At 70.5% G+C, this 22,857-nt stretch carries 22 protein-coding genes and 5 tRNA genes; 5 read left to right on the top strand and 22 right to left on the bottom strand.

Annotation, left to right across the window (positions count from 1 at the left end; translation table 11 throughout):
* Positions 1–27 precede the first annotated feature (27 nt).
* The 4 genes from coaD to ACWD10_RS13165 all read right to left on the bottom strand — a co-directional run bounded on the left by coaD (position 28) and on the right by ACWD10_RS13165 (position 6,740).
* On the bottom strand, positions 28–510 hold the full coding sequence (gene coaD, locus ACWD10_RS13180) for a pantetheine-phosphate adenylyltransferase (RefSeq protein ID WP_451090398.1): 483 nt from the start codon (positions 508–510) through the stop codon (positions 28–30).
* Positions 511–536: 26 nt separating this feature from the next.
* Entirely contained in the window at positions 537–1,175 is a 639-nt protein-coding gene (gene rsmD, locus ACWD10_RS13175) for a 16S rRNA (guanine(966)-N(2))-methyltransferase RsmD (RefSeq protein ID WP_451090126.1), read from the bottom strand.
* Positions 1,176–1,486: 311 nt separating this feature from the next.
* Positions 1,487–4,654 carry a helicase-related protein gene (locus ACWD10_RS13170; protein ID WP_451090124.1) on the bottom strand — a complete coding sequence of 1,056 codons (3,168 nt, stop codon included), beginning with the start codon at positions 4,652–4,654 and terminating at the stop codon, positions 1,487–1,489.
* Positions 4,655–4,829: 175 nt separating this feature from the next.
* Positions 4,830–6,740: a DAK2 domain-containing protein gene (locus ACWD10_RS13165; protein WP_451090122.1), complete on the bottom strand. Its 1,911-nt coding sequence runs from the start codon at positions 6,738–6,740 to the stop codon at positions 4,830–4,832.
* A gap of 228 nt (positions 6,741–6,968) precedes the next feature.
* Between ACWD10_RS13165 and rpmB the strand changes: the two genes are divergently transcribed.
* A complete protein-coding gene (rpmB, locus tag ACWD10_RS13160; protein WP_003993230.1) occupies positions 6,969–7,154 on the top strand; it encodes a 50S ribosomal protein L28 in 186 nt (61 codons plus the stop codon).
* Positions 7,155–7,254: 100 nt separating this feature from the next.
* On the opposite strand, the gene thiD is transcribed toward rpmB, so the two are convergent.
* Positions 7,255–8,058 (bottom strand): bifunctional hydroxymethylpyrimidine kinase/phosphomethylpyrimidine kinase, encoded by an 804-nt coding sequence (gene thiD / locus ACWD10_RS13155; protein WP_451090119.1) that lies wholly within the window; start codon positions 8,056–8,058, stop codon positions 7,255–7,257.
* A 46-nt stretch (positions 8,059–8,104) separates the two neighbouring features.
* On the bottom strand, positions 8,105–9,070 hold the full coding sequence (locus ACWD10_RS13150; RefSeq protein WP_451090117.1) for a thiamine-phosphate kinase: 966 nt from the start codon (positions 9,068–9,070) through the stop codon (positions 8,105–8,107).
* Positions 9,071–9,369: 299 nt separating this feature from the next.
* Here ACWD10_RS13150 and ACWD10_RS13145 point away from each other — a divergent pair, with 299 nt between their 5' ends.
* Entirely contained in the window at positions 9,370–9,603 is a 234-nt protein-coding gene (locus ACWD10_RS13145; protein WP_381230465.1) for an Lrp/AsnC family transcriptional regulator, read from the top strand.
* A gap of 20 nt (positions 9,604–9,623) precedes the next feature.
* Entirely contained in the window at positions 9,624–10,115 is a 492-nt protein-coding gene (locus ACWD10_RS13140; RefSeq protein ID WP_451090115.1) for a DUF3515 domain-containing protein, read from the top strand.
* A gap of 3 nt (positions 10,116–10,118) precedes the next feature.
* On the opposite strand, the gene ACWD10_RS13135 is transcribed toward ACWD10_RS13140, so the two are convergent.
* The 3 genes from ACWD10_RS13135 to ACWD10_RS13125 all read right to left on the bottom strand — a co-directional run bounded on the left by ACWD10_RS13135 (position 10,119) and on the right by ACWD10_RS13125 (position 13,213).
* The gene (locus ACWD10_RS13135; RefSeq protein WP_451090113.1) at positions 10,119–11,288 is read right to left on the bottom strand and encodes a D-alanine--D-alanine ligase family protein; all 1,170 of its coding nucleotides are present in this window, start codon (positions 11,286–11,288) and stop codon (positions 10,119–10,121) included.
* Positions 11,289–11,366: 78 nt separating this feature from the next.
* Entirely contained in the window at positions 11,367–12,377 is a 1,011-nt protein-coding gene (locus tag ACWD10_RS13130) for an NAD(P)H-dependent glycerol-3-phosphate dehydrogenase (RefSeq protein ID WP_451090111.1), read from the bottom strand.
* Positions 12,374–13,213: a lysophospholipid acyltransferase family protein gene (locus ACWD10_RS13125; RefSeq protein WP_451090109.1), complete on the bottom strand. Its 840-nt coding sequence runs from the start codon at positions 13,211–13,213 to the stop codon at positions 12,374–12,376. Before ACWD10_RS13125 ends, ACWD10_RS13130 begins: the two co-directional genes overlap by 4 nt.
* Positions 13,214–13,352: 139 nt before the next feature.
* On the opposite strand from ACWD10_RS13125, the gene cofC reads away from it, so the two are divergent.
* Positions 13,353–14,051, top strand: coding sequence for a 2-phospho-L-lactate guanylyltransferase (gene cofC / locus ACWD10_RS13120; RefSeq protein ID WP_451090107.1), 699 nt, complete (start codon positions 13,353–13,355; stop codon positions 14,049–14,051).
* Between the two features lie 69 nt (positions 14,052–14,120).
* Here cofC and ACWD10_RS13115 read toward each other — a convergent pair whose 3' ends face one another.
* The 5 genes from ACWD10_RS13115 to leuC all read right to left on the bottom strand — a co-directional run bounded on the left by ACWD10_RS13115 (position 14,121) and on the right by leuC (position 17,825).
* Positions 14,121–14,324 carry a hypothetical protein gene (locus tag ACWD10_RS13115; RefSeq protein WP_451090105.1) on the bottom strand — a complete coding sequence of 68 codons (204 nt, stop codon included), beginning with the start codon at positions 14,322–14,324 and terminating at the stop codon, positions 14,121–14,123.
* Positions 14,325–14,423: 99 nt separating this feature from the next.
* Positions 14,424–15,092 carry an HU family DNA-binding protein gene (locus ACWD10_RS13110; RefSeq protein WP_451090103.1) on the bottom strand — a complete coding sequence of 223 codons (669 nt, stop codon included), beginning with the start codon at positions 15,090–15,092 and terminating at the stop codon, positions 14,424–14,426.
* Between the two features lie 160 nt (positions 15,093–15,252).
* Positions 15,253–15,501: an SCO5555 family protein gene (locus ACWD10_RS13105; RefSeq protein WP_451090101.1), complete on the bottom strand. Its 249-nt coding sequence runs from the start codon at positions 15,499–15,501 to the stop codon at positions 15,253–15,255.
* A 285-nt stretch (positions 15,502–15,786) separates the two neighbouring features.
* Positions 15,787–16,380: a 3-isopropylmalate dehydratase small subunit gene (leuD, locus tag ACWD10_RS13100; protein ID WP_451090099.1), complete on the bottom strand. Its 594-nt coding sequence runs from the start codon at positions 16,378–16,380 to the stop codon at positions 15,787–15,789.
* A gap of 5 nt (positions 16,381–16,385) precedes the next feature.
* Positions 16,386–17,825, bottom strand: coding sequence for a 3-isopropylmalate dehydratase large subunit (leuC, locus tag ACWD10_RS13095; RefSeq protein WP_451090097.1), 1,440 nt, complete (start codon positions 17,823–17,825; stop codon positions 16,386–16,388).
* Between the two features lie 187 nt (positions 17,826–18,012).
* On the opposite strand from leuC, the gene ndgR reads away from it, so the two are divergent.
* Positions 18,013–18,729 carry an IclR family transcriptional regulator NdgR gene (gene ndgR / locus ACWD10_RS13090; protein ID WP_010984119.1) on the top strand — a complete coding sequence of 239 codons (717 nt, stop codon included), beginning with the start codon at positions 18,013–18,015 and terminating at the stop codon, positions 18,727–18,729.
* A gap of 244 nt (positions 18,730–18,973) precedes the next feature.
* Here ndgR and ACWD10_RS13085 read toward each other — a convergent pair.
* From ACWD10_RS13085 to ACWD10_RS13050, 8 genes are all read right to left on the bottom strand, one after another.
* Positions 18,974–19,046, bottom strand: a tRNA-Glu gene (locus ACWD10_RS13085).
* 26 nt (positions 19,047–19,072) lie between these two features.
* Positions 19,073–19,144 (bottom strand) — tRNA-Gln (locus ACWD10_RS13080).
* An 18-nt stretch (positions 19,145–19,162) separates the two neighbouring features.
* A tRNA-Glu gene (locus ACWD10_RS13075) sits at positions 19,163–19,238 on the bottom strand.
* A gap of 62 nt (positions 19,239–19,300) precedes the next feature.
* Positions 19,301–19,373: transfer RNA gene (locus ACWD10_RS13070), tRNA-Glu, on the bottom strand.
* Positions 19,374–19,394: 21 nt separating this feature from the next.
* Positions 19,395–19,466, bottom strand: a tRNA-Gln gene (locus ACWD10_RS13065).
* A gap of 84 nt (positions 19,467–19,550) precedes the next feature.
* Positions 19,551–20,276: an HAD family hydrolase gene (locus ACWD10_RS13060; RefSeq protein ID WP_451090095.1), complete on the bottom strand. Its 726-nt coding sequence runs from the start codon at positions 20,274–20,276 to the stop codon at positions 19,551–19,553.
* A 171-nt stretch (positions 20,277–20,447) separates the two neighbouring features.
* Positions 20,448–21,923, bottom strand: coding sequence for a glutamate--tRNA ligase (gltX, locus tag ACWD10_RS13055; protein ID WP_451090093.1), 1,476 nt, complete (start codon positions 21,921–21,923; stop codon positions 20,448–20,450).
* Entirely contained in the window at positions 21,916–22,725 is an 810-nt protein-coding gene (locus tag ACWD10_RS13050) for a fumarylacetoacetate hydrolase family protein (RefSeq protein ID WP_451090091.1), read from the bottom strand. The genes gltX and ACWD10_RS13050 overlap by 8 nt, the downstream gene beginning before the upstream one ends.
* Positions 22,726–22,857: the final 132 nt, after the last annotated feature.

Raw genomic sequence — 22,857 nt, 5'->3', positions numbered from 1 at the left:
AGGTCGGCGGGGCCGGAAGCGGGCGCTTCAGCCGTCCTTGCGCAGGCGCGCGGTCAGCGCCTCGAGCACCTGCGGCGGCACCAGGTGCGCGATGTCGCCGCCCCAGGCCGCCACCTCCTTGACCAGCGAGGAGGAGAGGAAGCTGTAGGTGGGGTTGGTGGGCACGAAGAGGGTCTCGACGCCCGACAGGCCGTTGTTCATCTGGGCCATCTGCAGCTCGTAGTCGAAGTCGCTGACGGCGCGCAGGCCCTTGACGATCGCCGGGATGTCCCGCTGCTTGCAGAAGTCGACCAGGAGGCCGTGGAAGGACTCCACCTCGACATTGCCGAACTCGGCGGTGACCTGACGGAGCAGGTCGAGCCGCTCCTCGATGTCGAACAGGCCCTTCTTCGACTGGTTGATCATCACCACCACGTGCACCACGTCGTAGAGCTTGGATGCGCGGGCGATGATGTCGAGGTGTCCATTGGTGACGGGGTCGTACGACCCCGGACAGACGGCGCGGCGCAACTGAGGTCCCTCGCTCTCGGGTGCGGTCATGGTGCGGACTCTGCGGGTGGTATCGGGCCTTCGGTGACCGCATCGCCTACTGATGCGTCATCATGGGCCGAGGCGGCGCGACCGTACCAAAACGTGCCCTCGCCGTAGCGCCGGGACCGCAGCCCCTCAAAGCCGTCCGGCCAGCCGAATTCGCCGCCTCTGGTGCTGCGTTCCACGGTGACCAGGGCATCGGCCGCGAGCCAGCCCCGGGTGCGGAGTGTGAGCAGAATCTCCCGAAGATCGTCGTCGCTCACGGCGTAGGGCGGGTCGAGGAAGACCAGGTCGTACGGGTCCTCGGGGGCCGGTCCTGCGAGGATCTGTGCCGCCTTGGCGGCCCTGACCTCGGCGCCGGGCAGGCCGAGGCCGCGGACGTTCTCCCGGATCGTGCGGACCGCGCGGGCGTCGGCCTCCACGAGCAGGGCGTGCCCGGCGCCGCGGGACAGCGCCTCCAGGCCGACGGCGCCGGAGCCCGCGTACAGGTCGAGCACCCGCTCGCCGTCGAGCGGGCCGCCGAGCAGCGACTGCCAGGTGGAGAAGAGGCCCTCGCGCGCGCGGTCGGAGGTGGGGCGGGTCCCGTGTCCGGGCGGGACCGCCAGGCGGCGTCCGCCGGCGCGTCCGGCGATCACGCGGGGCATTGGTTTCCTTCGGGTTCCATCGAGCGTACGAGTGGGGGCGGGGCCCGGGATCGGCTCGGGCAGGTCGTGGTGCGGTGATTCCACGATGCGGTGACTCCACGATATGGCGCCGCTCGGCGTGAGGGGCTGGCGGGCCCGGTACGAACCCCGCCGGCGGCCCGGTCGCGGGCGGGGTTCGTACCGGCCTGCGGCCGGGTCGCGCTTGCCTCAGCCCTTCTCCAAGCGCTCCAGCCTCAGCCTTTCTCCTAGGGCTCTGGCCTCAGCCCGTCTTCTAGCTCTCCAGCTTCAGCCTTTCTCCCAGCGCTCTGGCCTCAGCCCTTCTCCAGGAACTCCTCCCGGTCCTTGTCGAGCAGGGCGTTCAGGGCCGTGCGCAGCTCCGGGTAGTGGTCGAGCTCCGGGTCCGCGCTGACCACGGCGATCGCCTCCTCGCGGGCGGCCGCGATGACCTCCTCGTCGTCGATGACCGCGAGCACCCGCAGCGAGGAGCGGACGCCCGACTGGGCCTGGCCGAGCACATCGCCCTCACGGCGCTGCTCCAGGTCGATACGGGAGAGCTCGAAGCCGTCCAGGGTCGCGGCGACGGCGGCCAGGCGGGCGCGCGCGGGGCTCGCCTCGGGCATCTCGCTGACCAGGAGACACAGGCCCGGGGCCGAGCCACGGCCGACCCGGCCGCGCAGCTGGTGCAGCTGCGAGACACCGAACCGGTCGGCGTCCATGATCGCCATGACGGTGGCGTTCGGGACGTTCACACCGACCTCGATGACCGTCGTCGCGACGAGCACGTCCACCTCACCGGCGGCGAAGCGACGCATCACGTCGTCCTTGTCGTCCGGTGCCATCCGGCCGTGCAGGACCTCGACCCGCAGCCCCTTGAGCGGCCCGTGCGACAGCTGCTCGGCGACGTCGAGGACGGCGAGGGGCGGCCGCTTCTCGGCTGCGTCCTCGGGGGACTCGGCTTCGGCGGGCTTCTTCTTGGCCTTGCCGCTCTTGGGCTCCTTGCCGTTCTTGGGCTCTGTGTCCTCGTCATCCCCGTTGTCCCCGTCATCCCCGTCGTCGCCGATGCGGGGGCACACGACGTACGCCTGGTGGCCCGCCGCGACCTCCTCGCGCACCCGCTCCCAGGCACGGGCCAGGAAGTGCGGCTTGTCGGCGGCCGGGACGACGTGGCTGGCGATCGGGGAGCGCCCGGCGGGCAGCTGGTCGAGGACGGACGTCTCCAGGTCGCCGAAGACCGTCATCGCGACCGTGCGCGGAATCGGGGTCGCCGTCATCACAAGCAGGTGGGGAGGCTGCTTGCCCTTGCCCCGCAGGGCGTCCCGCTGCTCCACGCCGAAGCGGTGCTGCTCGTCGACGACGACCAGGCCCAGATCGTGGAACTGCACCTTGTCCTCGATCAGGGCATGCGTGCCGATGACGATGCCGGCCTCACCCGTGGCCAGGTCGAGCAGCGCCTGACGGCGAGCGGCAGTGCCCATCGAGCCGGTGAGCAGCACGACCTTCGTGGCGTGCTCGGCGCCGCCCAGCATGCCGCCCTCGGCGAGGTCGCCCATCATCTCGACGACCGAGCGGTGGTGCTGCTGGGCGAGGACCTCGGTGGGCGCGAGCATCGCGGCCTGCCCACCCGCGTCCACGACGGCGAGCATGGCGCGCAGGGCGACCATCGTGTTGTGTGTCACGGTGAAGTTGTCGGTGACGTAGGCGCGGCTCGGGTGCGCGACGCTGATGCACTGGACCGGCTTCCGGCCGACGAAGCCGATGCTGCGGATCTCGCGCGTGAACGAGTGGTGCTCGGGGCGCGGGCGCACCCGCTCCGCCTTGTAGGGCAGCCTGAAGGGGGCGTACGCGTCGGGCAGCGCGAGCGACACGGTGCGGGCGGACTGCTCCCCGGCCCGTTCCGTGATCTGCTCCCCGGGCTGCTCCCCCGCCTGTCCCGTGACCTTCCCCCCGGCCTGCTCGGGCAGCACCCGGGCCCGGCCTCCCAGCGAACGCACGAGCCACGCCACGTCCTCGGCGAGCCACGCGGACGCCGGTCCCAGGGAGATGCTCAGTCCGTCCGGCCCCACCGTGCCGCCGGTGTCCAGGATGCCCTGGAGCAGGGCGAGGCGGTTCTTGACCGAGGTGTTCCGGAATGCTTCGGGGATGCGCGTACCGGAGCCGGGCGCCTCTTGGTCGGCCGTGCAGAGCCGCAGGCCCAGGTGGTACGGGTCCGACGGCAGCTGCTCGTCTCCCCCCAGGTCCACCGGCGTGGCGGCGGGCAGGTGCCACTTCGGCGAGCCGTCCGCCGTGGCGAGATCGGCCCGGATCTGCCTGGTCGTCAGCACCTGCGAGCGCTGGTCACCCAGGCGGACGCCACGCGTACCGACGATCCAGAGGTGCTCGTCATCGCACTCGACGGAGCTCCCGTCGCAGAGAGTCAGGCGCCACACGTCACGCTCCCCCTGCGGGAACACGCCGTCGATCAAGGCGATTTCCCCTGTGGGCACCACGACGGCGTCACCTTCCCCCAGGTCCCCCATCAGCCGGTACCCCTCAGGAGTCAGAACGAGCGAGTCCAGCGGCTGAGCCTTCCCGGAACCGACCTCGCCTTGCAGCAAGCGGTGCATCGGGTGGTCCGTGGCCAGGTCGTCGAAGATCTCGCGGGAGACGCTTTGCTGGCCTTCGGTGAGGGTGAACGGCAGGCGGGCGTCGAAGGCGTCGAGGATGCCGTTCGGGGCGGGTTTGCGGGGCACGGCGGGGAGTTGGGTCTCGGCGTACCGTCTGCGGGCCAGGGCGACCTGGAGGACGAAGGCCTCGTCCCACTTCAGGCGGTCCCTGGCGGCACCGATGTCCGCCTTGTGCCGCGGGCGGTGGATCTTGTGCAGGGCCTCGGGGAGTGGGAGGAGGCCGCGGCCTTCGCGGAGGGCATGCGGGAGCGGGTCGACGGCGTCGGCGGCGCTGGGGAGCACCGCGTCCACCGCCTTGGCGATCTTCCAGGACTCCAGTTTGGCGGTGGCCGGATAGATCGGGATCAGGGCGCCCGCCCAGGAGTCGACGGTCTCCGCATCGCCGCCGCGCAGGAGTTGGTACGCGGGGTGGGCGAGCTGGAGCTTGCGGTTGAAGGAGGAGACCTTGCCCGCGAACATCGCGCGCGTGCCCGGCAGCAGATCCTTGTGCGGCTTGTGGATGCCGCGGCCGAAGAAGACCAGCTGAAGCCGACCGCTGCCGTCCGTGATCACGACCTCGAGGCGCTGGCCGCGGCCGTGGTTGAACTTCAGCACGCGAGCGGTCTCCACCTGCGCGACGACCGTGACGTGCTCGTCCAGGGGCAGGTCGGAGAGGCGGGTGAGCTCGCCACGCTCGGCGTACCGCCGCGGGTAGTGGTGCAGCAGGTCGCCGACCGTGTGCAGGTCGAGGTGCTCGGCCATGACCTTCGCGGTGGCGGGGCCGAGCACTTTCTTCAGGGGTTCTTCGAGCACGGGCACGGATCCATTGCACACCATGGCTCTGACAGCGGGCTTCCGTACGACGTATCCGTGCCGTCGGCTCGGTTGCCGCATCTGGGGGCTGCGCCCCCAGACCCCGCTTCATCGCGCAGGGGGGTACCTCCCTGCTCGAGCGAAGCCGAGAGCTTGCGCGGGGGGGGGAGCGCTCGTCCTCAAACGCCGGACGGGCTGTTCATTCCACGCCGATGAGCAGCAGCGCCGACTGCCGTCCGCCGTGGTAGACGACCGTGTCCACGGCGAGGTACGCCTCGCGTACATGGGCCTCGAGGCCGTCCGCGACGGCGTCGGGCACCTCGTCGCCGAGGACCAGCGTGACCAACTCGCCGCCGGCCGCGAGCATCCGGTCGAGCACGGTGATCGCGGTGGCCGCCAGGCCGAGCTTGCTGTCGCCGATCACCGCGACGTCGCCGTCGATCAGGCCGAGGACGTCACCGGTCTGGCAGATGCCCGCCGTGGTCCACGACTGCCGCTCGGCGATGGCCAGTTCGGCGTACCGGGTGGCTCCGGCCGCCGAGGTCATGGCGACGACGTCCTCGTCGAAGCCGCGGTCCGGCTCGTGCACGGCGAGCGCGGCGACGCCCTGGACCGCGGCACGGGTCGGGATGAGCGCCACGCGGAGGCCCTCGGTGCGGGCCTGGTCCGCCGCGGCGGCCGCGGTGTGGCGCAGTGCCGGGTCGTTGGGCAGCAGCACGACCTCGCGCGCGTGGGCGCGGCGGATCGCGTCGACGAGCTCCCCGCTCGCGGGCGGCTCCCCGGGGCGCGCGAGCACCACGGTGGCACCGGCCCCGGTGCACAGGTCGGCGAGGCCCTCGCCGGGCAGTACGGCGACGACGGCGCGCTGGGCACGCTCGGGCGGCGGCGCGGGGCGGCCGGTGCTGTGCACGTCCTCGGCGCCGAAGTGCGTGATGCGGATGCGGTACGGGCGGCCCGCCTCGATACCGGCCTCGACCGCGGCGCCCGCGTCGTCGACATGCACATGGACGTTCCACAGACCGTCGCCGCCGACCACGACCAAGGAGTCGCCGAGCATGTCGAGCCGGTCGCGGAGCCGGTCGACGGCCGCGTCCTCGGCCTCCAGGAGGTAGATCACCTCGAAGGCGGGCCCGACACCTGCGGATTCGGCCGCGCACTCGGCCCCGGGCTCGTCCGGCTCGTCCGGTCCGTCCGCGTCCGGCACGCGCGCGTGCCCCGTATCGCCCGGCACGCGCGCGTGCGGCGGCCCGTCGGCCGCAGCCGTGCGCGGGTACGTCCACTCCTCGCCCGCGCCCGGCGCCGTATCGCCGACGTCGGTGAGGGGGCCGGGACCGGGGACGGTCACGTCGCGCGGGTGCCGTGCCGCGGCGACGCGGTCCGCTCCGGGCGGCGCCTCCCCCGTCAGGGCCTCCACCAGGGCGCCGAGCACGGCCACGAGCCCGAGCCCGCCCGCGTCCACGACACCGGCCCGGCCGAGCACCGCGAGCTGACCCGGCGTCGCGTCGAGGGCCGCGAGCGCCCCGTCGTACGCGGCCCGCGCCACGGCCGCACAGTCACCGTCAGCGGCGCCCTCGGCGGCGTCCGCGGCCGCGGTGGCGACGGAGAGCACCGTCCCCTCGACCGGATGGGCAACGGCCCGGAAGCCGGACTCGGCGGAGTGCCGCAGCGCCCGCCGCAGCAGTTCCCCGCCGGGTTCCCGCTCACCGCGGGCGTGAGACCCGTCACCTTGAGGCTCGTCGGTCGAGGGCGCGGCACCCTCCGCCGAGGCGCCTGCCGCGGTCACGATCTGGGCCGCCCCGCGCAGCAGTTGCGCCAGGATCGTGCCGGAGTTGCCGCACGCCCCGATCAGGGCGCCGTGCGCCATCGCGCGCACCGCCTCCGCGAGCGAGGGGCCACCTCCGGAACCGGCCGCCTCGTGTGCGGAGAACACCGCGTCGACAGCCTGAGCGGCCGATTCCACGGTCAGATAGAGGTTGGTGCCGGTGTCGCCGTCCGCGACCGGATAGACGTTGATCGCGTCGATGTCCGCGCGGGCCCGGCCGAGGGCGTCCAGAGCGAGGCCGCACCAGGTCCGTACCGCCGCTGCGCCGGGGGCCCCTCGATCTTGCACCGTGTCTCCTAGCTGCAGGGTCGTGTCGCAGCGTAGTCCCCGGTCGGAAGGCCGCCCGGGGCGGGGGCCGCACTGCCCGTGGTAGTTTCGTTCTACCGAAGCGGCCGTTGTATGCTGCCTCGGTTGCCCGATCCAGATCGGGCCACTTCCCTGGCAACGCCACTCAGATCACTGATCCCGGCCTGCCGGGTTTAACCGTAAGTGCATCTGAAGTCTTTGGAGTGACCCGTGGCTGCCAACTGCGACGTCTGCGGCAAGGGGCCGGGCTTCGGCAACAACATCTCGCACTCGCACCGCCGTACGTCCCGTCGCTGGAACCCGAACATCCAGCGTGTACGTACCGTGGTGGGCGGGACGCCGAAGCGCGTGAACGCTTGCACCTCGTGCATCAAGGCCGGCAAGGTCTCGCGCTGACGCAACGCTTAGCGCGGCCACCTAGCTGGTTGCTTGAAGGGCCGGTCCACCTCCGGGTGGGCCGGCCCTTCGTCGTACCTACGAAGCACCATGCCGCGGCCTACCGCATCCGCCACCCATGATCCACCGGCCCGATCCCGCCCCCCAGCGCGAACCCGGCGGCGATCGCCCCGGTGACGTACTCCTTGGCCGCCCGTACCGCGTCCGGCACCGAAAGGCCCTTGGCGAGTCCGGCGGCGGTGGCACTGGCGAGGGTGCAGCCGGTGCCGTGGGTGTGCCGGTTGTCGTGGCGCGGGGCGCGCAGCCAGTGCTCCTCGTTGCCGTCGGTGAGCAGGTCGACCGCCTCGGCCGCGCCCGCGCCGCCGGTCAGATGGCCGCCCTTGATCAGCGCCCAGCGGGGCCCGAACTCCAGGACCGCGGCGGCGGCGCGGCGCAGGTCCGCCTCGGACTCGACGGTCACGCCCGTGAGTTGGCGCACCTCGTCCAGGTTCGGCGTGGCCACCGTCGCGACCGGCAGGAGCTTGGTGCGTACCGAGTCGAGGGCCGAGGCGGCGAGCAGCGCGTCGCCGTGCTTGGAGACCCCCACGGGGTCGACGACGGCGGGCGCGTCGGTGTCGGCCAGCAACTCCGCGACGGCCTCGACGAGTTCGGCCGAGGCGAGCATCCCGGTCTTCACGGCCTGGACGCCGATGTCGTCGACGACGCTGCGGTACTGCGCCCGCACCGCCTCGACCGGCAGCTCCCAAGCCCCTTGCACGCCAAGTGAGTTCTGCGCGGTGACCGCGGTGATCACGCTCATGCCGTGGGTGCCGAGCGCCAGCATCGTCTTGAGATCGGCCTGGATGCCCGCGCCGCCGCCGGAGTCGGACCCGGCGACGGTGAGTACCCGTGGAAGTGCCGTCATGGTTGCCTCAGTCCTTCCCAATCCTCTCCAGTCTCTCCAGTCCTCTTCAGTCCTCGATCTCGCCGAAGTGGTCCCAGCCGCTCTTCCGCGTCCAGGCCGCGCCGTCCACGGTGACCTGCGGCAGCGCCGAGGGGTTGAGTACCTCGCCGATCACCTTCCAGCGGGCCGGAAGCTTCACGTCCGGCGGGAAGGTGGCGACGATCGCGTGGTCCTCTCCCCCGGTGAGCACCCACTGGAGCGGGTCCACGCCGACGGCCTGCCCGATGTCGTTCATCTGCGAAGGGACGTCCACGGACGCGGACTTGATGTCGATGCGTACCTTGCTCGACTCGGCGATGTGCCCGAGGTCGGCGATCAGGCCGTCGCTGACGTCGGCCATCGCGGTGGCGCCGAGCCCGGCGGCCGCGGGGCCCGCGTGGTACGGCGGTTCGGGCCTGCGGTGCGCCTCGACGAAGGCCCGGGGCGAGCGGAAGCCGCGCGAGAGCACCGCGTGCCCGGCGGCGGACCAGCCCAACCAGCCGGTGTACGCGACGACATCACCGGGCTGTGCCCCGGCGCGGGTCACCGGCTCGTGATTGCGCAGATCGCCGAGCGCCGTGATGGCGACGGTGATGGTGTCACCCCGTACGACATCGCCGCCGACCACGGCCGCGCCCGCGACCTGGCACTCGTCCCGCAGGCCGTCCATGAGCTCGCTGGCCCAGGTGACCGGCAGTTCGGCGGGCACCACGAGGCCGAGCAGGAGCGCGGTCGGTACGGCGCCCATGGCGGCGATGTCCGCGAGGTTCTGTGCGGCCGCCTTGCGCCCCACGTCGTACGCCGTGGACCAGTCGCGGCGGAAGTGCCGCCCCTCGAGCAGGACGTCGGTGCTCGCCACCACTCTGCGGTCGGGCGCGGCCACCACCGCGGCGTCGTCACCGGGGCCGAGCCGGACCGCCGGTGTGGTGGTGAGCCGGGAGGTGAGCTCCCTGATGAGCCCGAACTCGCCGAGCTCGCCCACGGTGCCCTTCATCGAGTCTCGCCTCTTCCTGTCGTGCCGCTGCCTCGGTCACCCGGCATCGGATTGCCTCTTCCAGCTTTTCTGCCTGTTGCACCGCACCCTGTTCGCGGTCGCGGCCCATGTCGGCCGCGAGTACCGTCAACAGAGCTGCGGGTGCCGTCAACAGCTACGTCGTCTCGGTCCGGTCGTCCTGCCGTCGCGCCCCGGTCCCGGCGCCACCGGCCCCGCAAGGTCTCCCCGCGGCATGCGGCGACGCGATACCGTGGCGTCCCTTCTCCCCACATGATCCTCGTGGCCGCCCTGGAGGTTCCGTGGTACAGGCGTACATCCTGATTCAGACCGAGGTGGGCAAGGCGTCGACCGTCGCCGAGCTGATCGGCAAGATCCCCGGAGTGGTCCAGGCCGAGGATGTCACCGGTCCGTACGATGTCATCGTGCGCGCTCAGGCCGACACCGTCGACGAGCTCGGTCGCATGGTGGTCGCCAAAGTCCAGCAAGTGGACGGCATCACCCGCACTCTGACCTGCCCGGTGGTGCACTTGTAGCCCCCGTCTACGCTTGGCCGGTGAAGATTTCCCGTCGCCGGCCCCTGCTGCTTACCGCCCTCGGTCTGCTGTTCGTGACCATGGGCTGCTCCTCAACGGACGACACGGCGACGATCGCGGTTCCCTCCCCGGACGCCGAGACCGCCCGGCTCTGCAAGGACCTGCACAAGCAGCTTCCGCAGCGCCTCGGCGGCCTGGACCGCGAGGACCCGGAGCCGCGCTCCGAGCTGACGGCGGCCTGGGGAGGCTCGGCGATCATACTGCGCTGCGGTGTACCCCGCCCCGCGGCCATGCTCGACGAGAAGTCCGACGGTGTCATCGTCAACGACGTCCGCTGGCTCCTGGAACCGCAGGACGACGGCTCGTTCCGCTTCACCTCCGGCCTGCGCCAGGCGTACGTGGAGGTCACGCTCGACAAGAAGCGGGCCGAGGACAACGGCCTCGGCCCGCTCACCGACCTGGCGAAGCCGGTCAAGAAGGCGATCCCGGAAGGCGTCGCCAACCCCACCTGACGCTCAGCGCAGCCCCGTCGACCGGTTCAGCGCCGCCTGCACAAGCCGGTCCACCAGCTCCGGGTAGCTGACTCCGCTCTCCTGCCACATTCGCGGGTACATGGAGATCGGCGTGAAGCCCGGCATCGTATTGATCTCGTTGATCACGAACTCGCCGTCCTCGGTGAGGAAGAAGTCCGCGCGCACCAGGCCCTCGCAGCCCGCCGCCTCGAACGCCTCCACCGCGAGCCGCTGCACCTCGGCGGTCTGCTCCTCGGTGAGCGGCGCGGGCACGAGGCCGGAGGCCGAGTCGATGTACTTGGCCTCGAAGTCGTAGAAGGCGTGGTCGGAGACCGGCGGGATCTCCGCGGGCACGCTGGCGCGCGGCCCGTCCTCGAACTCGAGGACGCCGCACTCGATCTCGCGGCCGCGGAGCAGCGCCTCCACGATGATCTTCGGGTCGTGGCGCTGCGCCTCCTCGATGGCGTCCTCCAGGCCCTCCAGGGAGTCGACCTTGGTGATGCCGAACGAGGAACCGGCCCGCGCGGGCTTCACGAACAGCGGCCAGCCGTGCTCGCCCGCGAAGTCCACGATCTTCTTGCGGGCGGCGGCCGGGTCCTTCGCCCACTCGCGCGGCCTGATCACCACGTACGGGCCGACGGGCAGCCCGAACGATGTGAACACCCGCTTCATGTACTCCTTGTCCTGCCCCACCGCGGAGGCGAGGACGCCCGAGCCGACGTACGGCGTCCCGGAGAGCTCAAGAAGCCCCTGAAGGGTGCCGTCCTCGCCGTACGGGCCGTGCAGCATGGGGAAGACGACGTCGACCTCACCTAGCGCCTTGGGGACGGCGCCGGGCTCCGCGAACACCACCTCGCGGTTGCCGGGGTCGAGCGGCATGAGCACGCCGCCCTCCGAGGACTCGGCGAGCTGGGCCACGTCCGGCACCTGGCGGTCGGTGATCGCCATCCGCTCCGGCTCGTCGGCGGTCAGCGCCCAGCGGCCGTCGGTGGTGATGCCGATCGGCAGCACCTCGTACTTGTCGCGGTCGATGGCGCTCAGTATGGCGCCGGCCGTGACGACGGAGATGCCGTGCTCGGAGCTGCGGCCGCCGAACACTACGGCCACGCGCGGCTTGCGGGAATCCCCTGGCATGGAGGGGACCGGGCTCTGGGGGAGGTTCTCGCTGCTCATATCGCGTCGAGCGTACCTGTTGGTAGGACCCGAGTCAGCGTGCGTACGCCGACGGATCGATGCGGGCAGGCCGCCGGGTCAGCGCCGCTCGGGCTTGGCGCTGCGCGCCATCAGCTCCTTGAGGGCGACGACCGGCGGCTTGCCCTCGTGCACGATGCCGACGACGGTCTCGGTGATGGGCATGTCGACGCCGTGCCGACGGGCCAGATCCAGAACGGATTCACAGGACTTGACGCCTTCGGCGGTCTGCTTGGTGACCGCGATGGTCTCCTCCAGGGTCATGCCCTTGCCGAGGTTGGTGCCGAAGGTGTGGTTCCGCGACAGCGGCGAGGAGCACGTGGCCACCAGGTCGCCCAGGCCCGCGAGTCCGGAGAAGGTCAGCGGATCGGCGCCCATGGCGATGCCGAGCCGGGTGGTCTCGGCGAGGCCGCGGGTGATCAGGGAGCCCTTGGCGTTGTCGCCGAGGCCCATGCCGTCCGCGATGCCGACGGCGAGACCGATCACGTTCTTGACGGCGCCGCCGAGTTCGCAGCCGACCACGTCGGTGTTGGTGTACGGCCGGAAGTACGGGGTGTGGCAGGCGGCCTGAAGCCGCTGGGCCACGGACTCGTCGCGGCAGGCGACGACCGCGGCGGCCGGCTGCCGGGCGGCGATCTCGCGGGCGAGGTTGGGCCCGGTGACGACAGCGATCCGGTCGGCGGGCGCCTTGGTGACGTCCTCGACGACCTCGCTCATCCGCATCGCGGAGCCGAGTTCCACGCCCTTCATGAGCGATACGAGGACGGTGTCGGGAGCGAGCAGCGGCGCCCACGCACCGAGGTTGCCGCGCAGCGTCTGCGAAGGCACCGCGAGCACCGTGAACTCGGCACCCTCCGCGGCCTCGGCCGGGTCGGTGGTTGCCCTTACCCGCTCGGGGAGTTCGACCCCCGGAAGGTAGTCGGGGTTGATCCGGGTGGAGTTGACGGCGTCGACGAGTTCGGCGCGGCGGCCCCACAGGGTCACGTCGCAGCCCGCGTCCGCGAGCACCATGCCGAAGGCCGTACCCCACGAACCCGTCCCGAAGACGGCTGCCTTCACAGGCGAAGTCACTTGCTGTCCTCCCCGGCCGTGCCGGTCATCTCGCCGGACGCACCGGTCGTGTTCGGCTGTTCCTGTGGCGCGTTGCGCTGTTCCCGCAGCGTATTCGGCTGGATCCGGGCCGCCTTGCGCCGCTGCTCGATCCGTGCCCTGCGGGGGTCGTACGGCGTCTCGGGCGCCTTCTCGCCGCGGATCTCCTCCAGGAGCGAGGTGATCGCGGCCATGATGACCTCCGTTGCCTCCTTGAGGAGTTCGGGGGTCATCTCCTGGTCGTAGAACCGCGAGAGGTCGACCGGCGGTCCGGCGAGCACGCGGTGCGTCTTGCGCGGCAGGATGTGCGGCTTCGTCGCGTACGGCGGCAGGAGTTCGTTGGCACCCCACTGCGCGACGGGAATCACCGGGCACTTGGTCTTCAGAGCCACCCGCGCGACACCGGTCTTGGCGCTCATCGGCCACAGATCGGGGTCGCGGGTGAGGGTTCCCTCCGGGTAGAACGCGACGCACTCACCGCGTTCCACGGCGTCGATCGCGGCGCGGAAGGCGCTGAGTGCGTCGGTGGACTCGCGGTAAACCGGGATCTGTCCGGTACCGCGCATCATGGTGCCGACAAAACCGTCCTTGAATAGGCCGTGCTTCGCCAGGAATCGCGGGACCCGTCCGGTGTTGTACTGAAAGTGGGCATACGCCAATGGGTCCACGTGAGAATTGTGGTTCACCGCCGTGATAAATCCACCCTCGGCCGGAATGTGTTCCGTGCCGCGCCAGTCCCGCTTGAGAAGAAGTACCAGCGGCGGTTTAGCGATGACCGCCGCCAGGCGGTACCAGAAGCCGATTCTGCGGCGGGACACTCGGACACCTTCCTCTGCTGACCTGATGTGCGCTGGTGCGCCGCACAAGTGTCGCCCCAGGCCCTCTGTCTGTCGAGGACACGGTACGCCGGGGCCCCTGCACGCACTTCCGGGCGGCCGCGGCCCGGCACAAGCCAGAATGACCCCGATGCGCACAGATGACGGCCGGCCCGCGGCGCCCTGGTGGAGTCTGGTCATACCCGTGAAGCCCCTGATGCGGGCGAAAAGCAGGCTCTCCGCCTCCGCGGCCGCCGCCCTGCGTCCCTCGCTCGCGCTCGCGTTCGCGCAGGACACGGTGGCCGCGGCGGCTTCCTGTCCGGCGGTACGGGATGTGGTGGTCGTCACGGACGACCCGCTCGCCGCCCGCGAGCTGGGCGCCCTCGGGGCCCTGGTGGTACGGGACGAACCGGCCGGGGGCCTGAACGCGGCGCTCGCGCACGGGGCGCGCGCCGCTCGCGCGCTCCACCCGGCCGCCGCGGTCGCGGCCCTGAACGCCGATCTTCCGGCATTGCGCCCCGAGGAATTGTCCCGAGTTCTGGAATATGCCCGGGCATTTCCCCGCGCATTTCTCGCCGATGCCGCGGGAATCGGCACCACACTGCTTTCCGCCGCTCCCGGCACCCCGCTGGCCCCGGCCTTCGGCGGCCCGTCACGGGCCCGCCACCGGGCCTCCGGAGCCGAGGAGATCCCCTTGTCCGACGTGCCGGGCGTACGGCAGGACGTGGACACCTGGGACGACTTGCGGACCGCCTTCGCGCTCGGCGTCGGACCGCGCACGCGGGCGGCGGCGGCCCCGCTGACCGGCTCCCTCAGGGGCTCGGCCGCAACTCCGGACTGACTCCTTGAAGAAGTCCAGGCGGCGCTCCAGGCCCCTCCTGCAGCGCTAGGGGGTGTCCCCGAAACGGCCCTAGAGCGTCTGCAACGTCACCAACGTGATGCGGCGGTCCTCGCCCTCACCCTCGACCTCGATCCGCACTCGCTGGCCCGGCCGGAGCAGCAGCAGTCCGCCCGCGTCGAAGGCCGCGGCGTCGAAGGGCACCGGGGTGCCGTCGTCCAACAGCACACTGCCGCTGCGGGTATCGGGGTCGTACGTGTACGCGGTCGCCTGCATGCCCGCAGCGTATCGGCCGTCCCCGGACGCACCGCGGGCCGGGCTCCCCGGAGGGAGCCCGGCCCGGCGCGTGAGTAAGCCCGAGGCGGTGGTGCCGCCTTACCTCTTCCTGGCGGTGGTCTTCTTGGCCGTGGTCTTGCGACCGGCGGCCTTCTTCGCGGGCGCCTTCTTGGCCGTGGCCTTCTTCGCGGGCGCCTTCTTGGCGGCGGCCTTCTTGGCGGTGGTCTTCTTCGCCGCGGCCTTCTTGGCGGGCGCCGCCTTCTTGGCCGTGGCCTTCTTCGCCGCCGTCTTCTTGGCCGCCGCCTTCTTCGCGGGCGCCTTCTTGGCGGTGACCTTCTTCGCGGCCGCCTTCTTCGCGGGCGCCGCCTTCTTCGCCGCCGTCTTCTTGGCCGCCGCCTTCTTCGCGGCGGCCTTCTTGACGGTGGCCTTGCCGCCCGTGAGGCTGCCCTTAGGAGCCTTCTTGACGGCGACCTCGCCGCCGCGCGGGAGCTTCTTCGAGCCGCTCACCAGGTCCTTGAAGCCCTGGCCCGCACGGAACCGCGGCACCGAGGTCTTCTTGACCCGGACCCGCTCGCCCGTCTGCGGGTTGCGGGCGTAACGAGCCGGGCGGTCGACCTTCTCGAACGAGCCGAAGCCGGTGACCGAAACCCGGTCGCCACCCACAACTGCGCGGACGATGGCGTCCAGGACCGCGTCGACCGCGTCGGCGGCCTGCTGACGGCCACCGACCTTGTCAGCAATCGCTTCTACGAGCTGCGCCTTGTTCACGTCTTCCCCTTCGGAGACATTGCCAGAACGTATCTGTTCAAGCTTTTTCGCACGTTAGGCAGATATATACCGCAAATCAAACACGAAACGGGCTAATCACCCTTGTGCCGCAACGCGGTGAACTGTTGGGGAGTTCGCCATCCGCCACCCTTCGCCGCCCTCAACGGGGGTCGTCCGGGCCGCGACTCGGACGAGGGAATCGACCCGCGTCCAGATCGGCCATGAACTGGTCCAGGCGCCTTGCCGCGTCGGCGAGATCGTGTTTGGCCGCGGCCGTAATGACCAGCAGCTTCCGGGTCAGCGCCATCCGTACGCCCTCCGGGACTTGCAGTGCGCGCACCGTCGCGTGCGCTTCCTTGAGCCGGTCCGCGACGAGCCCGTAGAGCTCGAGTTGGTCGTCGCGTTCCATGCACCGATTGTGCCATCTGGGGCGAGTTGTCGCCTCACGAGGTCTCAGCGTGCCGCCCAATTGGGGTTTTCGAGGCCTGGGCGAACCCTAAGTCGAGTTGGCTGAAACTCACCCCTTGAGGCTCAGTATGACCGACAACCGCCTTGCATGAACAGCGACTTGGAGACCGTATGAACAAAAACACCGAACCGCGGCCTGCACGCAGACCGCGGTTCGGTGAGGGGCTCGGGACGTGCTGCACGAATGGCGCAGCAGTCTCCGTCGAGCAGTACGGAGGAGAACGGATCAGGCTTGGACGGTGCGCGGCTTGTGGGCCGGGCGCTTCGCCTCGTAGGCCGCGATGTCGGCCTCGTTCTGGAGCGTGATGCTGATGTCGTCAAGGCCGTTCAGGAGCCGCCAGCGGGCGTTCTCGTCCAGCTCGAACGAGGCGGTGACGCCCTCGGCGCGCACCTCGCGGGACTCCAGGTCGACGGTGATCTCGGCCTGCGGGTCCTTGTCGGTCAGCTCCCACAGGGCGTCCACGACCTCCTGCTCGAGTACGACCGTGAGCAGGCCGTTCTTCAGCGAGTTGCCGCGGAAGATGTCGGCGAAGCGGGACGAGATGACGGCCTTGAAGCCGTAGTTCTGGAGCGCCCAGACGGCGTGCTCGCGCGAGGAACCCGTACCGAAGTCGGGGCCCGCGACCAGAACGGTGGCGCCCTTGCGCTCCGGCTGGTTGAGCACGAACGACTCGTCCTTGCGCCAGGCTTCGAAGAGTCCGTCCTCGAAGCCGTCGCGGGTGACCTTCTTCAGCCAGTGGGCCGGGATGATCTGGTCGGTGTCGACGTTGCTGCGGCGCAGCGGTACGGCGCGGCCGGTGTGCGTGGTGAATGCTTCCATGGCGATCAGACTCCAGCGGGCGTACGGGCGTCGGCGGCGGAAGGGTCGGTCAGATCGGCCGGGGAGGCCAGGTGTCCCAGGACCGCGGTGGCGGCGGCGACCTGGGGCGAGACCAGGTGGGTGCGGCCGCCCTTGCCCTGCCGGCCCTCGAAGTTGCGGTTGGAGGTGGACGCGGAGCGCTCACCGGGCGCGAGTTGGTCGGGGTTCATGCCCAGACACATCGAGCAGCCCGCGTGCCGCCATTCGGCGCCGGCCTCCTTGAAGACCGTGTCCAGGCCCTCGTCGACGGCCTGGAGGCCCACGCGCGCCGAGCCGGGAACCACCAGCATCCGTACGCCGTCGGCGACTTTGCGGCCCTGCACGATCGCGGCGGCGGCGCGCAGGTCCTCGATCCGGCCGTTGGTGCAGGAGCCGACGAAGACGGTGTCGACCTTGATGTCGCGCAGCGGCTGTCCGGCGGTAAGACCCATGTACTCCAGGGCCTTTTCGGCGGCCAGGCGCTCCGAAGCGTCTTCGTACGAAGCCGGGTCGGGGACGTTGGCCGACAGCGGCGCGCCCTGGCCGGGGTTGGTGCCCCAGGTAACGAACGGCGCCAGGGAATTGGCGTCGATGACCACCTCGGCGTCGAACACCGCGTCGTCGTCGCTCTTGAGGGTCTTCCAGTACGCGACGGCCTCGTCCCAGTCCGCGCCCTGCGGGGCGTGCGGGCGGCCCTTGAGGTAATCGAAGGTCGTCTCGTCCGGGGCGATCATGCCCGCGCGGGCGCCGGCCTCGATCGACATGTTGCAGATGGTCATCCGGGCCTCCATCGAGAGCTTCTCGATGGCGGAGCCGCGGTATTCGAGGATGTAGCCCTGGCCGCCGCCGGTGCCGATCTTGGCGATGATGGCCAGGATCAGGTCCTTGGCGGTGACGCCGTCGGGCAGTTCGCCGTCGATCGTGATCGCCATGGTCTTCGGACGGGCGAGCGGCAGCGTCTGGGTGGCGAGCACGTGCTCGACCTGCGAGGTGCCGATGCCGAACGCCAGCGCGCCGAACGCGCCGTGGGTGGAGGTGTGCGAGTCACCGCAGACGACGGTGGTGCCGGGCTGGGTCAGGCCCAGCTGCGGGCCCACGACGTGGACGACGCCCTGCTCGACGTCGCCGAGCGGGTGCAGCCGTACGCCGAAGTCCGCGCAGTTCTTGCGCAGCGTCTCCAGCTGGGCGCGGGACACCGGGTCCGCGATCGGCTTGTCGATGTCGAGGGTCGGGGTGTTGTGGTCCTCGGTCGCGATGGTGAGGTCGAGCCGCCGCACCTGCCGGTTGCTCTTGCGGAGGCCGTCGAAGGCCTGGGGGCTGGTCACCTCGTGCAGCAGGTGCAGATCGATGAAGAGAAGGTCGGGCTCGCCCTCCGCGCGCCGGACGACGTGGTCGTCCCAGACCTTCTCCGCGAGTGTCCTACCCATCGCTTTCCCTCCGGCCGGCATGTTGCGCCCGGCCACGACTAGAGATGTGAGCGGCGACGTCCGTACCCCACGTACCGGACGTGATCCGCCGGGCCCGATGGTCGGCGGGCCGCTGATGCGTCCAGGGTGGCAAGTTCCCGGAAAAATTGAACTTGCGTTTCACAGAGTGAGACGCGAGTATCGTCTCATGGACAACTCTAGCGGCGTCGGCGTTCTGGACAAGGCAGCCCTTGTCCTGAGCGCCCTGGAGTCCGGTCCGGCCACCCTCGCAGGGCTGGTCGCGGCCACCGGACTCGCCAGACCTACTGCACATCGCCTCGCCGTGGCCCTGGAGCACCACCGCATGGTGGCCAGGGACATGCAGGGCCGGTTCATCCTCGGACCGCGGCTGGCCGAACTGGCCGCCGCCGCGGGCGAGGACCGCCTGCTCGCCACGGCCGGGCCGGTACTGACCCACCTCCGTGACGTGACCGGCGAGAGCGCCCAGCTCTACCGCCGCCAAGGCGACATGCGCATCTGCGTCGCCGCGGCGGAGCGCCTGTCGGGCCTCAGGGACACCGTCCCGGTCGGCTCGACGCTCACCATGAAGGCGGGCTCTTCGGCGCAGATCCTGATGGCCTGGGAGGAACCCGAGCGGCTCCACCGCGGCCTCCAGGGCGCGCGTTTCACAGCCACGGCCCTTTCCGGCGTACGCCGCCGGGGCTGGGCCCAGTCGATCGGCGAGCGGGAGCCGGGCGTGGCCTCGGTCTCGGCGCCGGTGCGCGGCCCCTCCAACCGCGTGGTCGCCGCCGTCTCGGTCTCCGGACCGATCGAGCGTCTGACCCGCCACCCCGGGCGGATGCACGCCCAGGCGGTCATCGACGCGGCCGGCCGCCTCTCCGAGGCGCTGCGCCGCACCGGCTGAGCGGGGCAGCGCGCTGTGCGTACGACGGTGGGTCCCGCCTCAACGCCGCGGCGGGCCCGACCGGTCGGGGGTTGCCCCAACCGTCCATAGGGCGCCCCCAGTTCGCGCCCACGTCCCTCGCGGGTGGTTCAACGGCCGCCCGTTCGCGGCCTTTTGTGCCGCGCACGACTCAACTTCCCCATCAACTTCCCACATGACGAAGGCCCTTCGCGCTGTGCCGCGCGAAGGGCCTTTCGTCCATGCGTACCCCCGACCGGATTCGAACCGGCGCTACCGCCTTGAGAGGGCGGCGTGCTAGGCCGCTACACAACGGGGGCATGACCGCGTGTCTCCACGTGATCAGCTGGCCTACCAGGACTCGAACCTAAACTAACTGAACCAGAATCAGTCGTGCTGCCAATTACACCATAGGCCACTGGTTGTCTAGACCAGTTGGTACCCCCGACCGGATTCGAACCGGCGCTACCGCCTTGAGAGGGCGGCGTGCTAGGCCGCTACACAACGGGGGCCCTAGCGATCCTGCATCGAGAACAGTGGGTGCGACCCGGTCTGTTCCCGCGGGAAGGATCTGTACCCCCGACCGGATTCGAACCGGCGCTACTGCCTTGAGAGGGCAGCGTGCTAGGCCGCTACACAACGGGGGCTTTGCAGATGAGCTCTGCGAGCTGGCCTACCAGGACTCGAACCTAGACTAACTGAACCAGAATCAGTCGTGCTGCCAATTACACCATAGGCCACCAAAACGCAACCCCCTTCGGGAGCCTTGTTCGGCTTGCGCCTCTCTCGGACCCGTGGGCCCCGCGAGCGGCGCAGAAAGAACATTACCCGAAGGTGGACGGCGCTCCAAAACGGGTATCGGCGAGCAACAGCTCGGGGAGCTCGTCGAGGCCGGTGATCCGGTGTACGCCGCCCGGGAGTTGGGCACCGGTGCCACTGCGGTCGAGCCAGATCCCGAGCAGGCCCGCGTCCCGGGCGCCGCGGGCGTCGATCTCCGGCTGGTCGCCCACGTACGCGATCTCCTCGGGGGCGAGGCCGAGAGCCGTACACGCAGCGAGGAACGCCTCGACGGCCGGCTTGGCTACGCCGAGCTCCGCGGCGCACAGGACGGCCTCGAAGCGGTCGCGGACGCCCAGGGTGCGCAGCTTGCGCTCCTGCTGGAAGGCGGCGGAGTTGGACAGGATCGCGTGTCGGTGGGTGGCAGCGAGGGCATCCAGGGCGGGCACGGTGTCCGGGAAGAGGGCCCAGGCGGCCTCGTAGTGGGCGAGGTAGCGGTGGAACCAGTCGTCGGCCTCGGCGTCGGTGAGCGAGCGCTCCAGGAAGTCGCGGACGCGGTCGCGGCGCTGAGTGAGGAAGTCGACCTCGCCGGTGCCGAAGCGGGTCCAGTGGCGGTCGGTGATCCGCTTCCAGCGGGTCAGGGCGGCGGTGGCGGTGCCGTACCGGTCGAGGGTGCCCTCCGCCTCCAGGTGGGCGCGCATACCTTCGGTGTCCGCGGTGGCGTAGTCGAAGATCGTGTCGTCGATGTCCCAGAGCACGGCTTTGATCGGCATGGGCCGACGGTACGCCGAAGGGGCGCGGTGGGGGGGTTGATTCCCCACCCCGCCCCTTCCCGGCTGTGTCGACATGCGGCTAACGCCGCGTGGTTGCAGCCGCTTCGGGGGCTCCGCCCCCGGACCCCCGTATCGCGCTGAACGCGCTCGTCCTCAAACGCCGGACAGGCTTTATGCGAGCTTGGCCAGAGCCGCGTCGATGCGCTTCAGGGTCTTTTCCTTGCCCAGTACTTCGAGAGACTCGAAGAGGGGCAGGCCGACCGTGCGGCCCGTGACGGCGACGCGGACCGGGGCCTGGGCCTTGCCGAGCTTGAGGCCGTGCTCCTCTCCGGCCGCGAGGACGGCCGACTTGAGGGACTCCGGGCTCGTCCAGTCCGCCGCCTCCAGGTTGGCGCGGGCCGTGGTGAGCAGTGCCACCGGGTCGCCCTTGCCCATGGCCTTGGTCCAGGACGCCTCGTCCTCGACCGGCTCGGGCAGGAAGAGGAAGTCGACGTTGGCCGTGATGTCCGAGAGGACCGTGAGGCGGGTCTGGGCGTGCGGGGCGATGGCCTCCCAGGCGGCCCGGTCGAAGTCCTCCGGGGCCCAGGGGGCGTGCGGGGCCTGCAGCCAGGGCTCGCAAGCCTCCGTGAACGCCTTGACGTCCAGCATCCGGATGTGGTCGCCGTTGATCGACTCGGCCTTCTTCAGGTCGAAGCGGGCCGGGTTGGCGTTCACGTCCGCGATGTCGAACTTCTCGATCAGGTCCTTGATCGAGAAGACGTCCTGGTCGGGCGAGTACGACCAGCCCAGGAGCGAGAGGTAGTTGATCAGGCCCTCGGGCAGGAAGCCGCGCTCGCGGTAGAGGTTGAGGGAGCTCTGCGGGTCGCGCTTGGAGAGCTTCTTGTTGCCCTCGCCCATGACGTAGGGAAGATGGCCGAACTCCGGGACCGCCTTCGCGATGCCCAGTTCGATCAGGGCCTTGTAGAGGGCGATCTGGCGCGGCGTGGAGGAGAGCAGATCCTCGCCGCGCAGGACGTGGGTGATCTCCATCAGGGCGTCGTCGAGTGGGTTGACGAGCGTGTAGAGCGGGGCGCCGTTCGCGCGGACGATGCCGTAGTCCGTGACGTTCTCCGGCAGGTACGTGATCTCGCCGCGGACCAGGTCGGTGAAGGTGATCGGCTCGTCGGGCATGCGGAAGCGCACGATGTGCGAGCGGCCTTCGGCCTCGTACGCCTGGATCTGCTCGGCGGTGAGGGTGCGGCACGTGCCGTCGTAGCCCGAGGGCTTACCGGCCGCGCGGGCGGCCTCACGGCGGGCGTCCAGTTCCTCGGTGGTGCAGTAGCACGGGTAGGCGTAGCCGCCGTCGAGCAGCTTCTGTGCGACGTCCTTGTAGAGGTCCATGCGCTGCGACTGGCGGTACGGGGCGTGCGGGCCGCCGACCTCGGGGCCCTCGTCCCAGTCGAAGCCCAGCCAGTGGAAGGCGTCCAGGAGCTGCTCGTACGACTCCTCGGAGTCGCGGGCCGCGTCGGTGTCCTCGATGCGGAAGACCAGGGAGCCGCCGGTGTGCCGGGCGTAGGCCCAGTTGAACAGGGCGGTGCGGACCAGGCCCACGTGGGGGTTGCCGGTCGGCGAGGGACAGAAACGTACGCGGACGTTCGCGTTAGCCACGCTTGATCACCTTGTTGGTGAGAGTGCCGATGCCTTCGATGGTGACGGCGACCTCGTCGCCGACGGTGAGGGGGCCGACACCCGCGGGGGTGCCGGTCAGGATGACGTCGCCGGGGAGCAGCGTCATCGCCTCCGTGATGTGGACGATCAGGTCCTCGATGGACCGGACCATGTCCGTCGTACGGCCGAGCTGGCGCTGTTCGCCGTTGACCGTGCACTGGATGGCGAGGTTGGACGCGGCGTCGACGTCGATGTCCGTCTCCACCCAGGGGCCCAGCGGGCAGGCGGTGTCGAAGCCCTTGGCCCGGGCCCATTGGTTCTCGCGCTTCTGCACGTCGCGGGCCGTGACGTCGTTGGCGCAGGTGTAGCCGAGGATGACGTCCTTGGCGCGCTCGCGCGGGACCTCGCGGCACATCCGGCCGATGACGACGGCCAGTTCGGCCTCGTGGTGCAACTCCTGGGAGAAGGAGGGGTACACGATCGCGTCGCCGGGGCCGATCACCGAGGTGGACGGCTTGAAGAAGGTGACGGGGGCGTCCGGGACCTCGTTGCCGAGTTCGCGCGCGTGCTCCGCGTAGTTGCGGCCGATGGCGACGACCTTGTTCGGCAGGACGGGCGGCAGGAGGCGGACCTTGTCGAGCGGGACCTTGGTGCCGCTCAGTTCGAAGTCCGCGAACGGGATGCCCTTGATGATGTCGAGGACGAGACCCTCGGCCGACTCGGGAGACTGACCGGGAGAGATGTCGCCCTCGACCGCGCCGAAGGCGACATTGCCGTCGAGGGAGAACCTGGCGATGCGCACGGTGCGGCGCCCCTCTGCTGTTTGTGCTGGAACTGACGCTCCAGGCTAACGCGCGCGGGGACGCCGTCTTGCGGAGCATGACCTGTGCCGTCGGCTCGGTTGCCGACTGTGTCGATATGCGGCTTACGCCGC

This window comes from Streptomyces sp. NPDC002851, from assembly GCF_053591935.1.
Note: the sequence above shows the minus strand (reverse complement) of the source record. Positions and strands in the feature narration are given on the sequence as shown.

Excerpts from the sequence above, each read along its gene's own strand:
- rsmD (WP_451090126.1), bottom strand. The coding sequence starts at position 1,175 with ATGCCCCGCGTGATCGCCGGACGCGCCGGCGGACGCCGCCTGGCGGTC.
- ACWD10_RS13170 (WP_451090124.1), bottom strand. The coding sequence starts at position 4,654 with ATGGTGTGCAATGGATCCGTGCCCGTGCTCGAAGAACCCCTGAAGAAA.
- thiD (WP_451090119.1), bottom strand. The coding sequence starts at position 8,058 with ATGACGGCACTTCCACGGGTACTCACCGTCGCCGGGTCCGACTCCGGC.
- ACWD10_RS13150 (WP_451090117.1), bottom strand. The coding sequence starts at position 9,070 with ATGAAGGGCACCGTGGGCGAGCTCGGCGAGTTCGGGCTCATCAGGGAG.
- ACWD10_RS13135 (WP_451090113.1), bottom strand. The coding sequence starts at position 11,288 with ATGAGCAGCGAGAACCTCCCCCAGAGCCCGGTCCCCTCCATGCCAGGG.
- cofC (WP_451090107.1), top strand. The coding sequence starts at position 13,353 with ATGACCCCGATGCGCACAGATGACGGCCGGCCCGCGGCGCCCTGGTGG.
- ACWD10_RS13115 (WP_451090105.1), bottom strand. The coding sequence starts at position 14,324 with ATGCAGGCGACCGCGTACACGTACGACCCCGATACCCGCAGCGGCAGT.
- ACWD10_RS13105 (WP_451090101.1), bottom strand. The coding sequence starts at position 15,501 with ATGGAACGCGACGACCAACTCGAGCTCTACGGGCTCGTCGCGGACCGG.
- leuD (WP_451090099.1), bottom strand. The coding sequence starts at position 16,380 with ATGGAAGCATTCACCACGCACACCGGCCGCGCCGTACCGCTGCGCCGC.
- leuC (WP_451090097.1), bottom strand. The coding sequence starts at position 17,825 with ATGGGTAGGACACTCGCGGAGAAGGTCTGGGACGACCACGTCGTCCGG.
- ndgR (WP_010984119.1), top strand. The coding sequence starts at position 18,013 with ATGGACAACTCTAGCGGCGTCGGCGTTCTGGACAAGGCAGCCCTTGTC.
- ACWD10_RS13060 (WP_451090095.1), bottom strand. The coding sequence starts at position 20,276 with ATGCCGATCAAAGCCGTGCTCTGGGACATCGACGACACGATCTTCGAC.